Source organism: Prevotella sp. P3-122, from assembly GCF_002251365.1.
Lineage (GTDB): Bacteria > Bacteroidota > Bacteroidia > Bacteroidales > Bacteroidaceae > Prevotella.
Map to the genome: position 1 here is coordinate 235,982 of NZ_NPJH01000024.1, position 14,120 is coordinate 250,101.

The 14,120-nt window shown below is 48.6% G+C and carries 11 protein-coding genes and 1 tRNA gene; 5 read left to right on the forward strand and 7 right to left on the reverse strand.

Translation table 11 applies throughout. The annotated features are described in order from the left end of the window. The first annotated feature begins 13 nt into the window (after nucleotides 1-13). Nucleotides 14-1,186, forward strand: a complete 1,173-nt coding sequence (locus CIL02_RS05135; protein WP_094399602.1) for a hypothetical protein — start codon at nucleotides 14-16, stop codon at nucleotides 1,184-1,186. Nucleotides 1,187-1,331: 145 nt separating this feature from the next. Here the strand turns inward: CIL02_RS05135 and CIL02_RS05140 are convergent, their stop codons facing one another. The 3 genes from CIL02_RS05140 to CIL02_RS05150 form a co-directional block, all read right to left on the reverse strand. Further along, nucleotides 1,332-2,369, reverse strand: coding sequence for an L-rhamnose/proton symporter RhaT (locus CIL02_RS05140; protein WP_094399604.1), 1,038 nt, complete (start codon nucleotides 2,367-2,369; stop codon nucleotides 1,332-1,334). 3 nt (nucleotides 2,370-2,372) lie between these two features. After that, nucleotides 2,373-3,626 carry an L-rhamnose isomerase gene (locus tag CIL02_RS05145; protein ID WP_094399605.1) on the reverse strand — a complete coding sequence of 418 codons (1,254 nt, stop codon included), beginning with the start codon at nucleotides 3,624-3,626 and terminating at the stop codon, nucleotides 2,373-2,375. A 135-nt stretch (nucleotides 3,627-3,761) separates the two neighbouring features. After that, a complete protein-coding gene (locus CIL02_RS05150) occupies nucleotides 3,762-5,246 on the reverse strand; it encodes a rhamnulokinase family protein (RefSeq protein WP_094399607.1) in 1,485 nt (494 codons plus the stop codon). Nucleotides 5,247-5,495: 249 nt separating this feature from the next. Between CIL02_RS05150 and nhaD the strand changes: the two genes are divergently transcribed. Next, nucleotides 5,496-6,848 (forward strand): sodium:proton antiporter NhaD, encoded by a 1,353-nt coding sequence (gene nhaD / locus CIL02_RS05155; protein ID WP_094399609.1) that lies wholly within the window; start codon nucleotides 5,496-5,498, stop codon nucleotides 6,846-6,848. Nucleotides 6,849-7,167: 319 nt separating this feature from the next. On the opposite strand, the gene CIL02_RS05160 is transcribed toward nhaD, so the two are convergent. The 4 genes from CIL02_RS05160 to CIL02_RS05175 form a co-directional block, all read right to left on the reverse strand. Further along, nucleotides 7,168-8,037, reverse strand: coding sequence for an AraC family transcriptional regulator (locus CIL02_RS05160; RefSeq protein ID WP_094399611.1), 870 nt, complete (start codon nucleotides 8,035-8,037; stop codon nucleotides 7,168-7,170). Between the two features lie 44 nt (nucleotides 8,038-8,081). Further along, complete coding sequence (locus CIL02_RS05165; RefSeq protein ID WP_094399613.1) at nucleotides 8,082-8,654, reverse strand: GNAT family N-acetyltransferase; 573 nt, start codon at nucleotides 8,652-8,654, stop codon at nucleotides 8,082-8,084. A gap of 221 nt (nucleotides 8,655-8,875) precedes the next feature. After that, entirely contained in the window at nucleotides 8,876-10,285 is a 1,410-nt protein-coding gene (locus tag CIL02_RS05170; protein ID WP_094399641.1) for a cell wall metabolism sensor histidine kinase WalK, read from the reverse strand. Between the two features lie 13 nt (nucleotides 10,286-10,298). Further along, entirely contained in the window at nucleotides 10,299-11,015 is a 717-nt protein-coding gene (locus CIL02_RS05175; protein ID WP_094399615.1) for a response regulator transcription factor, read from the reverse strand. Between the two features lie 264 nt (nucleotides 11,016-11,279). On the opposite strand from CIL02_RS05175, the gene CIL02_RS05180 reads away from it, so the two are divergent. From CIL02_RS05180 to CIL02_RS05190, 3 genes are all read left to right on the forward strand, one after another. Then, the gene (locus CIL02_RS05180; protein WP_094399617.1) at nucleotides 11,280-12,569 is read left to right on the forward strand and encodes an O-acetylhomoserine aminocarboxypropyltransferase/cysteine synthase family protein; all 1,290 of its coding nucleotides are present in this window, start codon (nucleotides 11,280-11,282) and stop codon (nucleotides 12,567-12,569) included. A gap of 123 nt (nucleotides 12,570-12,692) precedes the next feature. Then, nucleotides 12,693-13,640: a cysteine synthase A gene (cysK, locus tag CIL02_RS05185; protein WP_094399619.1), complete on the forward strand. Its 948-nt coding sequence runs from the start codon at nucleotides 12,693-12,695 to the stop codon at nucleotides 13,638-13,640. Nucleotides 13,641-13,720: 80 nt separating this feature from the next. Further along, nucleotides 13,721-13,794, forward strand: a tRNA-Met gene (locus tag CIL02_RS05190). Nucleotides 13,795-14,120: the final 326 nt, after the last annotated feature.

The following is a 14,120-nucleotide window of genomic DNA, read 5'->3' on the forward strand; positions in this document are numbered from 1 at the left end:
GTAACGCATAGTAATGAGGATTATTCAAAAAATAGGCAACGAGAAACTGCTGAAAAGAGAGACCACTCTTTTCATCTGCTCAAAAAAAACGCCCATATCTCTCTATCCGGTCATCTTCACTTGGGTAGATAGCCTGAGCGAAAAAGACTGCGTGATATGCTTCAAGACAACAGATATGGAGTACGAAGTAATGTCGGCACTACTGGTCAGAGGAATCCCAACCATACTCATTGTAACCAATAAATTTACAGATGTCAACAACGTCCAAATAGAAAAAGCGCTCCAGGAGAACCGACTCCTCATCATTGTGTTAAAGAGGGATGATCCCAGAGGAGCTGGTCCAACACCTTTGCTAAGGAACTCATTCGTAATAGAAATGGCTAACAGGATAGTAGCTGGATATGTTAACCCTAACGGGCATGTATTCGGACTACTTGCAGGAAGACAGAATGTAGAGAAGCTAATAGATAAACCTGTTACAGATTTCGTAGAGGAGACCATTAGGTACCCTAAGAGATGGACAGTCAGGGAGGATAAGATATTGCTAAGAATGTTTTACGAAGACAAAGGAATTCACGCTATCAAGAAACAGATTAACAGGCCGTATTCTACTATCATACAACGCATTTGTGCAATAACCATGCCAGAGGAGATGTTGAAAGGACGCGAGTTCGAAGACTACGTCATTGAAGAGTTACTCCACATAGGCTGCACGGATAGTGATGCAAAACTGATTGAATGGCGAAGCGACAAGTCTCTTGACGGAGTGTTTCCCGAGACAAACCGTCTTCCAGACCTGGTCATTTCCTTCAAAGGAAAAAAGAAAGTAGCATTGGAATGTAAATGGAGGAGAACACTTCCAAGATCCACCAATAATGAACTGATAACAAAGGAAAAAATAGGCATCTTCAAACAATACAGCACAGAAAACGGCATCGACGTATGGTATATAATAGGTGTGGGAGGAGAGCCGAGCGCACCTGAGGATCTGTATCTGATACCGTTGTCTGCTACTTCCAAGATTATGTCAGACATAAATTCACTAAAGAATTACCAGTTCAAGGGCAAAATCACCATCAAGAATTTAGACAAGCATTACGATATCCCGTCCAAAATCTTAGCGGAGAACAAGCTATGCGAGGCTTTACCCAGAAGAAGAAGGCAAAAAAAGGAAGCAGACAAGTAAACAAGTGAATAGGTGTACCTTGCAGACGCATTACATACGTCACTACACGCTTGATACGACCACAAACAAATCAACTTGTCTACTTGTCCGCTTCGCAATAATACTCTCCTTAGCGAGAACTCTTTTATTCGTCTACCATGAGCCACTACCCTATCAACTGTGGTAGGAATGTAGAGAAAACGAGAATTATCAGGCCGACAACAAGGACGGCAATTGTCTTCTGCGAGCAACCTTTCCACTCCTTGAGTATGATTCCCCACACGTTGGAGAACGTGACGTTAAGTGCCATGAGAATACAGAAGGCAAGAGTCATAAGGGTCGGGGACTCAGTCAGGAAGCCTTTGCCAAGAGACAGTCCAAAGAACTGGCTGTACCACAGAGCACCTGCCAAGAGACAGTACAAAGCATTGTTTCCCCATACGGAAGTCTTTGCATAGTCACCCCAAGTCTTGTTCTTGCTGTTCTGATAGAAGCAGTAAACAGCATTGGTGACAAAGCCACCCAACGTGACGAGAAGCGTGGCCGGTAGCGTCTTGTACATATCGGGAGTAAGATCACCGAAGTTGATGTCCTTGCCGAACTCCAGGCCTACATTGAAGCATCCGCTCATAAATCCTGCAAGCAGGGCTATGGCAAGTCCCTTGGGGAAGTTGAAGTCTTTTACGGCCGCCTTCTTCTCTTCTTCAGACAGCGACGCAGCCTTCATGGAGCCAGCAACACCTATGACGGCAATGCCGACGAGGGTAACTGCAACACCAAGTATGACTGCAAATGTCAGAGAGCTGAGAGCGTTAAGCTCTGGGAAGAAGACATTAAGCAGCACGGGTCCCATGATGGTTCCAAGACCAGCGCATGTTCCAAGGGCGATGGACTGTCCGAGGGCGACACCAAGGTAGCGCATGGACAAGCCAAATGTCAGACCGCCTACGCCCCACAATACTCCGAACAGGATTGTCATCCAGATATTGAATGAGGGAGTGTCAGTAATAAGCTCGCAAAGGCAATGCCCCTCGGGAACAGCAAGGAATGCGCCGAGCAGCGGCAGGAGCAACCATGCGAAGACGCCCTGCACTATCCAATAGCTTTCCCAGCTCCAATCCTTTATCTTATTGATTGGAACATAGCAGCTGGATTGGCAGAATGCCCCAACTGCTATGATTATCAATCCAATGAGAATATCCATATCCTATCGTTTAGAGATAACGTCAGCGACATACTGGTCGATGTCAGCAATAAACTCCTGACCAACTGGTACGTTGTTGCGTACGCAGAACTCATCGTACACAGCCTGCCACGGCATGGCCTTCTGTTCCTCGATGATGGCGAGTACCTTGTAGCCCTCTCCAGCAAGCTCAAGCTGAGAGATAGTCTCGCGTGGTTCGAGAAGGGCACGCAGCATACACTTCTGTGCAGAGCGTGAGCCTATGACGTAGGCTCCGATACGGTTGATTGAGCCGTCGAAGAAGTCAAGACCATAATGAACGCGGTCGAGAGCGCCTGCGCGTACTATCTCGAAGAACAGCTCCTGAGTAGGATCGTCCATGATGGTTACATGGTCTGAGTCCCAACGAACAGGACGGCTGACGTGCAGCATAAGTTCTTTGAGGAAAGGCAGCACGGCAGATACCTTGTCTGCAGCCGACTCTGTGGGATGATAGTGACCAGTATCAATGGTCAGTATCTTGTCGTTCTGTGCGGCATAAGCGGTATAGAAGTCGTGTGAGCCAACGGTGAACGACTCAAGGCCGATGCCGAACACCTTACCCTCGATGCAGTCTTTCATCATTGGCTGCTCCTTTGCGAAGACCTCGTCGAGCGACTTCTTAAGTGTATTGCGGTAAAGGGCGTGGTTTACGGAAACGTCCTTGCATCCGTCGTGAACCCATAGGTTCATGATACATGGGTCGCCCTGTGCCTCACCCATGGCATTGGCAATGTCACGGCAACGCTTGGTGTGCTCTACCCAGAACTGGCGTATTCCCTCGTCAGGGTTGGCAAGCGTGAGGCTTCCCGACTTGGGATGAGAGAAGCTGGATGAGTTGAAGTCGAGCATGGTGTTGTTGTCCTTAGCCCAGTCTATCCATGACTGGAAATGCTCTACTGTAACCTCGTCACGGTCAACAACCTTACCCTTGAAGTCACCGTAGATTTCGTGGAGGTTCAGACGGTGATTACCTGGGATAAGACTCTTGGCCTTCAGGATGTCCTGACGCAGTTCGTCGATATTGCGTGCAGCACCGGGGAAGTCACCAGTAGACTGAATGCCACCCGACAATGCACCAGCCTGTACCTCGAAGCCCTTAACGTCGTCTGCCTGCCAGCAGTGGAGCGAGAGGTGGAAGTCCTGCATCTGTTTCAATACTTTCTCTGTGTCAACGCCAATAGCAGCGTAACGTTCCTTGGCAATTTCGTATGCCTTTGTAACAAGTTCTGTTTTCATTGTGTTAATTTATTTGTAAGATTTCTAATTATTATTCTTGTAGTAAGTAAGGGAGGCAATCTGTTAAACCATTAACCTTTTAAACCATTAACCTTTTAAACCATTAACCCGTTAACCTTTTAAGCCATTAAACCATTAACCTTTTAAATTAACGATATCAAGATACTTCTCGTAGGCTGCATCCCATATTTCCTTATCCTGGGGTTCGAAACGCTTTAGTTCCAAGCTGTCGGCTATGATGCGGCGCATCTCCCATATGTCGCCTACCATTCCGGCAGCCTTTGCCTGCAGCATGATATTGCCTATGGCTGTTCCCTCCTGCGGTCCGGCAAGGACTGTTACACCGCACGAGTTTGCCGTGAACTGGTCAAGATACTCGTTCTTTGAGCCGCCACCGATTATATGTAGAACATTGATATCGAAGTCAGCAAACTCCTTCAGCCATGCAAATACCTGCCGGTAGCGAAGAGCCAAAGAGTCGAAGATGCAACGACAGGTCTGCGCATAGCCCTGAGGTATTGGCTGATTGGTCTTCTCGCAATATGTTGTGATGGCATCCACCATGGAAGTGGGATTCGCAAAAATGGGGTCATCAGGATTAATGAGGCTGCGGAAAGGCTCGCACTCCATGGCTGCGCTCTGCAGCTCGGCATGCCCCAAACCCTCGGCATCCTTCCACTCCTTACGGCAACGCTCGTATATCCACATGCCACATATATTCTTAAGGAAGCGGGTAGTACCCTCTATGCCACCCTCATTGGTGAAGTTGAGGTCGAAGCTTCGAGCGTTGATGATGGCATCTTGTGTCTCGATACCCATAAGGCTCCATGTTCCGCTGCTTAGATATGCGAACTTCTCATTTGCTGCTGGCACGGCTGCAACAGCACTACCAGTGTCATGGCCTGCAACAGCAATTACGGGAACGGCACCAAGACCTGTCATCTTCTGTACTTCCTCTGTTATTGTTCCAATGACGGTAGCAGGATTAACCATCTCGCCAAACTGGCCACGTTTCAGTCCAACGCTCTCCACCAGCCTGCTGTCAAGGTCTTTTGTCCTCGGGTCAAGCATCTGCGATGTAGAAGCTATTGTATATTCGCACACAGCATTACCAGTTAGCATATAACTCAAGGCATCGGGAACAAACAGCACCTTGTCGGCATTGCGCAAGGCGGTGTTTCCAGCCTCATCCATGGCGTAGAGTTGGAAAAGAGAATTGAAGTTCATGAACTGGATGCCCGTGATATTGTACACCTCGTCTCTCGCCACCTTCTTCTCGAAATATTCCTCCATCTTGCCCACGGTGTGCGGGTCGCGGTAAGCCAGAGGATTGCGCAGAATGGCGCCGTCGCTGCCTACACATACGAAATCGACACCCCAAGTGTCTATACCAATGCTCTGTATTTCTATTTGCCTTTTGGCAACAAGTCGCAGTCCATTTATAACTTCATTGTAAAGAGCGAAGATGTCCCAGTAGAAGTGTCCTCCAGTCTCAATGAGATTATTGTCGAAGCGAGTAAGCTCTTCGAGTGACATCTTTCCGTTCTCAATAGTTCCGATGATTGTTCTGCCGCTGGTAGCCCCAAGGTCAACAGCAAAAAAGTGTTTAGGTTGTTCCATGTTTTAGGATAGTTTTTATAATTCTGGCAGCAAAGTTAGTACATCCTCCCATTTTCCAACATGATTATTTGATATTTCGACATGAACTTTTGAGACAACAGGTACTTTTACTCATCTTGGGACAGGCAGGAAATGAGCAGAACGGGGCAAAGAAGAAAAAAGATTGAGAATAAGTATGAAGTATGAAAAAAAAAATGTAAGTTTGCAAACAAATTCAAACCAAGAACACAATTTCAAGTCTTTAATATCATGTCATCACTAACTATTGCCATTATTGTGGCGTTTGTAATTGGTTATTTTTTCATAGCCATTGAGAGTGTTACGAAAATCAACAAGGCAGCCATAGCCCTGCTGATGTTCGTTGTCTGTTGGACCCTGTTTATGATTGACCCTACCGGACTTGTCACAAGCCTTGCAGGTGTCGACCATAGCGAAGTAGCAGGGAAAGTTGGGAAAATCATTGAGGAGCACCTCGGCGAGACCGGCACCACGCTGTTCTTTCTGATGGGTGCCATGACTATCGTTGAGCTTGTCGACCAGAACGGCGGCTTCAACTTCGTCAAGGACACACTGAAGACCAAAAGTAAGCGCTCGCTTCTGTGGCGCATAGCTTTCATGACATTCATCCTGAGTGCAATTCTCGACAATCTCACCACGTCCATAGTGATGATAATGATATTGAGGAAGCTTGTCAAGGAGAAAAAGGACCGCATCATCTATGCCTCGCTTGTCATCATTGCCGCCAACTCTGGTGGAGCGTTCTCACCAATAGGCGACGTTACGACCATCATGCTGTGGAACAAGGGCGTGATAACGGCTGCTGGCGTGATAACCGAAATTCTCATACCCTCGCTCATATCCATGGTCATCCCAGCCTACATACTGTCTCTGAGCCTTAAGGGAGAGCTTGTCGCTCCAAGCAGCAAGAAAGCTTCAGGCGGCGAGGATGACTACCTCACAGCATCGCAGCGTAAGATAATATTCTGCCTTGGAGTTGGCGGTCTTATCTTCGTACCTATCTTCAAGACTATCACCCACCTGCCTCCGTTTGTAGGCATATTGCTTGTTCTGGGCGTGCTGTGGACAGTAACCGAGACCATGTACCGCCACCTTGAACACGATGACAGCGACGGCATGCAGAAGCGTGTGAGCCGTATGCTAACGCGTATTGACATGTCAACCATTCTTTTCTTCCTTGGTATTTTGATGGCGGTAGGTTGCCTTCAGACAATAGGCGTGCTGGCACAGCTTGGTGAGGGACTAAACATCTGGTTTGACGGCAACCACTATATTGTGACTGGTATCATAGGCGTTTTGTCAAGCATTGTCGACAACGTTCCTCTTGTAGCAGGCTGCATGGGAATGTATCCCGTACAGGCTGCGGGCGACATGGCTATAGACGGAGTGTTCTGGCAGCTGCTCGCCTACTGTGCCGGAGTTGGAGGTTCGATGCTCATCATCGGTAGCGCTGCAGGCGTTGTTGTTATGGGACTTGAGAAGATTACCTTCGGATGGTACATGAAGAAAATCACCTGGGTGGCTTTCGTTGGCTATCTTGCCGGCATAGTCAGCTATTGGCTACTGCGCACGTTTATATTTTAGCATTTATCAGGGCTCTGTAAAAAAACATGGGGGAAGGGATACCTAAATGAAGGTTCCTTTCCCCTAAAACGTTTGCATTGACGAATGCAAAGCTTTGCGTGGGCAGATGCAAAGCTTTGCGTGGACAATTGCAAAGCTTTGCGTGGGCGGATGCAAAGCTTTGCGTGAAAAAGGGACTCATAGTAGATGAAATCGACGATTCTTTACATGACAAAGGATTTCCCTAATGAACCGGAAAAGGCACCTTCGTTTAGGTACTCCTTCCCATGTTTTTTCCACAGAGCCATCAACTTGTCAACTACACTATCAACCTCACCCCTTACAAATTTCTAAACTCACTGGGTTTCTTCCCCGTCTTTATCTTGAATTTCGACGAGAAGTAGTCTGGCGACTCGAAGCACAGACGGTAGGCAATCTCTTTAACGCTGAGGTTAGTCGTGGCCAGCAGTTCTTTTGCCCTCTGAAGTCTGAGGTCTTGCTGATAGAGGGCTGGCGAGATGCCTGTGAACTCCTTAAAGAGTTTACGGAAATTGCTGTAGCTCACACCAAGCTCCTCAGCAATCTGCTGTATGGTAAGGTCATTCTCCAGCGACTCTCTGATTCGCAGTCGTGCAAGGTTTATCATATCCACGCGGTTGTGGTCCTTGCTAAGCTCTATACTACGCTCCAAGGCATACATCAGCCCAACGAGATGGTTGACGATGCCCGCCAGTATCTGTTGCGAGTATGGAGCCTCTTCCTGCGCCCGCTTGTAAGCTTCCTCATACAGTCGGATGACATCTGCGCTGAATCCCACATGGTATACGGGCTTGAACGCTGAGAGGAAACCGGCGCGTACCCTGTCATCAACATTCTTTCCCTTGAAACCAATCCAATAGCTCTTCCAGCCACGGTTGGGAAGAGGATGGTAGGAGTGCCATTCGCCAGGAAAGAGCAGAAACAGGTCGCCAGCCTTGAGCGGGACGTTGGTTACATGGTCTGAGCTGAACACGCCCTCGCCCTCTGTGATGTACAGGAGCTGATACTCGTTGAGCACGCGTCCCTTGCCCAAGTCGAAATAATATCCGTCCGCATGTCCACGCGTTGGATAAGGGTCACCTGCACCTATCTCCTCATAGCCAACGGTGCTCACGGTGAGTCCCCATTGGGCATCCTTACTGTTAACAACCAGATATTTGCTTATTTGCATTGTTTTTAAGTATTCTTTTAAGGTTTAAGATTTCATTAATATACTCACACTATCTTGTATTGCAAGTGTTTCATAGGATGTCCTCCCCACGTGTTGTCACCAACATATTCGAAGCCATGCCTGAGGTATAGTCTCTCCGCGTCTGGGTTTCCTTTGTCTACGAGCAGTCCCACGGCCGGTATGCCAAGCAGCCTTGCCTTTTGCTTCGTTGCGTCGAGCAGTTGGCCGGCTATGCCCTGCCCCCGGTAACGGCTCTCCACGGCGATGCTGTCTATATACAGTTCGCCCGCCTGGGTCTCATCGGTCATAGATGAGAAGTCGCGGCCAAAAGCCTTTCTGGCTGCCGATACGAAAGCCTCACGCAAACGGTGCAGGTCACTGCCATCGTAGCTTACACATACACCAGCCACCTCGCCATTGTCATCAAGGGCGACAATGGCGTTGGTATAGCTGTACTGACTCTCCTCTGACTCCACAAGGGCGGTCATGACAGTCTCGAAATCTGAAAGTGTATGGTCTGGGCCAGCAAAATAGCGGCAACAGTCGTAGTTCATGGCCTGCATGATAAGGCGTGCTACCGCATTGGCGTGATTAATTGTTGCTTTAGTTATTACCATTAGACTGATAAGGATTTTTACAAAGCAAAAATAACCAATAATCACGACATAAACAAGTCTATTAATTATTTTTAGTAATCCCTATGCAGAAAGTAACTATTCAGCGATTAGATTTACGGATTCTCAATAATCCCGCAATGTAAGCGCAAAAGCGCATACTTACTACGGTAATCGCTGAATAGTTACTGCAGAAAACAGCGTTTCAAAACAGCACCTGTTGTTTATTTACGAAGTGTAAAGTCGAATACAAGACCACCCTCTGGGGCATTCTCCACAGATATGGTGCCACCATGTATGAGCACGGCATTCTTGACAATGGCAAGTCCGAGACCTGTGCCTCCCATCTTGCGGCTACGTCCCTTGTCCACACGATAGAACCTTTCGAAAAGACGGTGCAGATGCTCGCGGGGCACCCCTACTCCATTGTCGGAGAAACGGAAATGCCACTTGTCTTCCTCCAGCCAGGCACTCACGCTAATGGTTGTGTTGGTTCCTGCATAGGCGATGGCATTGTCGGTAAGGTTGCGGAAGATGCTGTATATAAGGCTGTGGTTTCCCATCACCTTGACATTGTCGGGCAGACGGTTATCCATGGTCATTCCCTTTTCTGCCATTTGCAGGGATGTCTCGGCCACAATGGTTGTCATTGTCTGCGTGATGTCCACATCGCTGAAGTCGTTCATTTCCGGTGCATCATCCATCCTGTTCAGCGTTGATATGTCGTGGAGCAATGCCGTCAGCCGCTGGCTCTGAGCAAAGCATCGCTGCATGAACAGCTGCCGCGTCTCGTCCGACATACCAGGATTGCCGAGTATGGTTTCCAGATACCCTTGTATACTTGCCACGGGGGTCTTCAGCTCGTGTGCGATATTCTGCGTCAGCTGGCGTTTCAGCACGTCCTGCTCCTTACGCGTGCTCTCCAGCCGCTTGTAAATCTTAATTATTCTCTCCGCTATCTCTCCAAGCTCGTCGGCAGGAAAGGCCACAAGGTCCTCAGTGTCTAAAGATTCGTTGTGGTCTGCCTTGGTGGCAAAGGCACGCAGGTTATTGATGTTGCGTGAGAGACGGCTGGTAAACCGCCACAGCACTATAGTCAACACAAGCATTATGCCCAGGGCAAACCATATGTAATGCTGGTCGGCACTCAGCGACTCCGCCAGGTCATCGTCGTAGGGCAAGGCACTGCGGATAATGACATTACGGTCGGGATAGAACGTGGCCGAATAGAAATAGTCGTGGTTCATGGTCTTGCTCTTCCTGTCCACCGATGAACCCTTGCCATGTGCAAGCGCCTGCCTCACCTCCGGTCTGTTGATATGGTTCCCAGCCTTCTGGCCCTTAGGCAGCTTGTTGTCGAAAAGTACATTTCCACGGGTGTCGGTGATGGTCACGCGCAACCCCTTCATTCCGTGCGTGGCCACATACTGCCTGAGTGTCGTGGAGTCGTAGCGGCCATGTAGACGGAGGTTCTCTTCCATGCGGTCGTTGTACGCCTGAAGCTTCGTGTCGAGGGTGTCTATCTTGAACTGCTTCTCCCTCGACTGCTGGAAGATTATGAAGGCCACGGCAAAGAGCACAAAGATGGTCATAATGGAAGCATATAGCTTCATTCCTACTGATAAGCGTCCCATAGGCAACGGTCTGTCAGGCATCAAAGTAATATCCAAAACCAAGGCGTGTAACTATGCACTTGGCAAAGCGTCCAATCTTCTTGCGCATGCGGGTGATGTTGACATCCACAGTACGGTCGAGTACCATCACGTCCTTAGGCCACACCTTGTCGATGAGCTCCTGACGGGAGAATACTCGTCCACGTTCCTCAAGCAACAGATGCAGAAGTTCAAACTCGGTCTTGGTGAACGGCACGTCCTCACCGTCCACGCTTACTGTTTTCCTGCTCAGGTCCATCTCCAGTCCCTGGTACTTCAGTACCTTGTGCTCTATTATGTCGCCTGCATCCTGAGTGCGACGAAGCACAGCCCGAATCCTCACCATCACCTCTCTCAGCGAGAATGGCTTCGATATATAGTCGTCTGCCCCTATGTTGAATCCCGTCACCATGTCATTCTCACTATCACGGGCTGTAAGGAATATGATGGGAATGTTTGCCGTGACAGGCATCTGCTTGAGCTTGCTTGCCAGGGTGTAGCCTGACATGCCGCCCATCATAACGTCAAGAAGCAGCAGGTTGAAGCTGCCAAGGTCAAGCAGCAAGGCCTCTTCAGCCGAATTTGCCGTCACCACCTGATAGCCCTCTGCCTCAAGATTGAACCTCAGTATCTCGCAGAGATCCTGCTCGTCGTCTACCACAAGTATGCGGTAGCTTTTCCTGTCGTTGTTGTCAGAATAGTTATGCTCCATATATAAATAATGTGTAACACCTATTAATGTGATGTTGCAAAGGTAGCGATTATTTCTTTCACAAATATTACCAAGGCGTTACAATTTCGTTACACCTTATTTCTTTTTATGCTTGGACACCGCAGAAAACAGCATTACGGAGGGGCATTTTATTGAATATACCACAATCATGGTACACCAAATGCCCCATTCGTGCTATTTCCTATATTGCATAAACGCACTACCTTTGCAAACGTGAACAATAACAATTAAAACAACACGACTATGAGCAACAAGAAACTACACTTCGAGACACTCCAGCTGCATGTTGGACAGGAACAGCCAGACCCAACCACCGACGCACGCGCGGTGCCAATATACCAGACCACCAGTTACGTATTCCGCAACTCACAGCATGCCGCCGACCGTTTCGGCCTGCGTGATGCTGGCAACATCTACGGACGACTTACCAACTCCACACAAGGAGTCTTCGAGGACAGGGTGGCAGCACTCGAAGGAGGTGTGGCAGGATTGGCTGTAGCCTCCGGTGCTGCAGCAGCAACCTACGCCTTGCAGAACATTCTGCAGAATGGAGACCACGTGGTGGCTGCCGACAACCTATACGGAGGCTCGTTCAACCTCATCACACACACCCTTACGACACAGGGCATCACAAACACCATCGTTGACGTGCGCGATTTCAAGGCCGTGGAGGCTGCCATACAGCCAAACACCAAGGCTCTGTACGCAGAGACCTTCGGAAACCCAAACTCCGACGTTACCGACATCGGTGCGCTGGCTGAGATTGCACATCGCAACAACATACCACTTATCATCGACAACACATTCGGTACTCCATACCTCATCCGTCCGATAGAGCACGGAGCCGACATCGTCGTTCACTCGGCAACCAAGTTCCTGGGCGGTCACGGCAGCTCACTCGGTGGAGTAATAGTAGACGGAGGACATTTCGACTGGAAAGCTAATGCCGACAAGTTCCCTACCCTCGCAAAGCCCGACCCATCATACCATGGTGCGATATTTGCAGATGTGGCAGGAGCAGCAGCCTTCGTCACACGCATACGTGCCGTCATACTGCGCGATACCGGTGCTACCATCAGTCCGTTCAACGCATGGATATTGCTGCAAGGCGTTGAGACACTGAGCCTCAGGGTTGAGAGACATGTTGAAAACGCACTAAAAATAGTGGAATACCTATCCAATCACCCCAAGGTGGCTAAAGTCAACCATCCGTCATTGCCTACTCATCCCGACCACGAGCTGTACAAGAAGCTATATCCCAATGGTGCTGGCAGCATCTTCACATTCGAGATTAAGGGCGGACAGGAAGAGGCATGGAGGTTCATAGACCACCTGCGCATATTCTCCCTTCTGGCCAACGTTGCCGACGTAAAGTCGCTCGTCATACATCCAGCAACAACAACACACTCACAAATGAGTCCCGAGGAGCTTGAGCAGCAGCACATCTATCCCTCTACAGTCAGACTGAGCGTCGGCACCGAGAACATCAACGACCTTATAGACGCACTGCAGGAAGCATTCGAGTATGTATAGGGCGAAGGACCAAGGTCTAAGGTCTAAGGACTAAGGACTAAGGTCTAAGGACTAAGGTCTATCTCATCTATCTCATCTATCTCATCTATCTCATCTATCTCATCTAAAAAAAAAGCAACAACTATGTCAAAAATAGCAAAACAGATTACAGAACTCATCGGCAGGACACCGTTAGTAGAGCTTGCCAAGGTGTCAAAGCAAAACGGGCTGGACACACCCATCATTGCAAAAGTGGAATTCTTCAACCCTGGCGGAAGTGTCAAGGACCGTATAGCATTCGCAATGATTGAGGATGCAGAGAAAAAAGGCATCCTGAAACCAGGCGCAACCATCATTGAGCCTACAAGCGGAAACACGGGAGTGGGACTGGCACTGGTATCTGCCGTGAAAGGCTACAAGCTGATACTAACCATGCCCGAGACCATGAGCGTGGAAAGACGAAACCTCGTAAAGGCTTATGGTGCCGAGGTGAGGCTCACACCAGGACAGGACGGAATGCCGGGAGCTATCAGGGCTGCTGAGGAACTAAGAGACAGCATACCCAACGCTGTCATCCTCGAACAGTTTGAGAACCCTGCCAACCCACAACGGCACTACGACACCACAGGTGTGGAAATATGGGAAGATACCGATGGACAGGTGGACATCTTCGTTGCTGGTGTCGGAACAGGAGGAACTATATCGGGTATAGGCAAAAGACTGAAAGAGAAGAACCCAAACATCAGGATAATTGCCGTAGAGCCGGCATCATCGCCTGTACTGAACGGTGGCAAGAGCGGACCACACAAGATACAGGGTATAGGTGCAGGCTTCATACCAAACACATACAACGCACAAGTAATTGACGAGGTGTTTGACGTGGACAACGATGATGCCATACGCACGGGACGCCTGTTGGCACAGCAGGAGGGACTGCTTGTCGGAATATCCTCTGGAGCGGCGGTCTTCGCAGCTATTCAGATTGCCAAGCGGCCAGAGAACAAGGGTAAAAAGATTGTTGTTCTTCTCCCCGATACTGGAGAAAGGTACCTCACAACGGTACTATATGCATTCGATGAATATCCGCTATAAAATGTCAGGAGCAAAAAAAGTTACGGAATTATTTGGCTGTTTCGAAACTTTGATGTAACTTTGCACCCGCAAACAAGGATGGCGGGGTAGCTCAGCTGGTTAGAGCGTCGGATTCATAATCCGGAGGTCGTGGGTTCGGGTCCCACTCCCGCTACATAAATTCCCCTGTAAATAACAGATTTACAGGGGAATTTATTTTTTACGTTGTTCATTCCTTGTTCACTCCTTGCTCAAACCTCAAAAAAGGGCACAGTAGCAAAAAGGTGTGGGTATAAATAAAAAATGTTACCTTTGCAGTTATATGGAAACAAAGATATTAGAACAATTAGCGAGCCTTGTTCTTCCCAAAGAAATACTCGAACGCTTTGTGATAGTTAAAATTGAAACAGACGAGCGTGATATCGATGCCATGTCCATGACGATTCATTTGGATGAACGTATGAATACGGCGTATCAAGAGAGTGAAGACTATGAGTCACT

What these genes read in the sequence shown, in the direction of transcription:
- CIL02_RS05135 (WP_094399602.1), top strand. Translation starts at nt 14, where the DNA reads ATGAGGATTATTCAAAAAATAGGCAACGAGAAACTGCTGAAAAGAGAG.
- CIL02_RS05140 (WP_094399604.1), bottom strand. Translation starts at nt 2,369, where the DNA reads ATGGATATTCTCATTGGATTGATAATCATAGCAGTTGGGGCATTCTGC.
- CIL02_RS05145 (WP_094399605.1), bottom strand. Translation starts at nt 3,626, where the DNA reads ATGAAAACAGAACTTGTTACAAAGGCATACGAAATTGCCAAGGAACGT.
- CIL02_RS05150 (WP_094399607.1), bottom strand. Translation starts at nt 5,246, where the DNA reads ATGGAACAACCTAAACACTTTTTTGCTGTTGACCTTGGGGCTACCAGC.
- nhaD (WP_094399609.1), top strand. Translation starts at nt 5,496, where the DNA reads ATGTCATCACTAACTATTGCCATTATTGTGGCGTTTGTAATTGGTTAT.
- CIL02_RS05160 (WP_094399611.1), bottom strand. Translation starts at nt 8,037, where the DNA reads ATGCAAATAAGCAAATATCTGGTTGTTAACAGTAAGGATGCCCAATGG.
- CIL02_RS05165 (WP_094399613.1), bottom strand. Translation starts at nt 8,654, where the DNA reads ATGGTAATAACTAAAGCAACAATTAATCACGCCAATGCGGTAGCACGC.
- CIL02_RS05170 (WP_094399641.1), bottom strand. Translation starts at nt 10,285, where the DNA reads ATGGGACGCTTATCAGTAGGAATGAAGCTATATGCTTCCATTATGACC.
- CIL02_RS05175 (WP_094399615.1), bottom strand. Translation starts at nt 11,015, where the DNA reads ATGGAGCATAACTATTCTGACAACAACGACAGGAAAAGCTACCGCATA.
- CIL02_RS05180 (WP_094399617.1), top strand. Translation starts at nt 11,280, where the DNA reads ATGAGCAACAAGAAACTACACTTCGAGACACTCCAGCTGCATGTTGGA.
- cysK (WP_094399619.1), top strand. Translation starts at nt 12,693, where the DNA reads ATGTCAAAAATAGCAAAACAGATTACAGAACTCATCGGCAGGACACCG.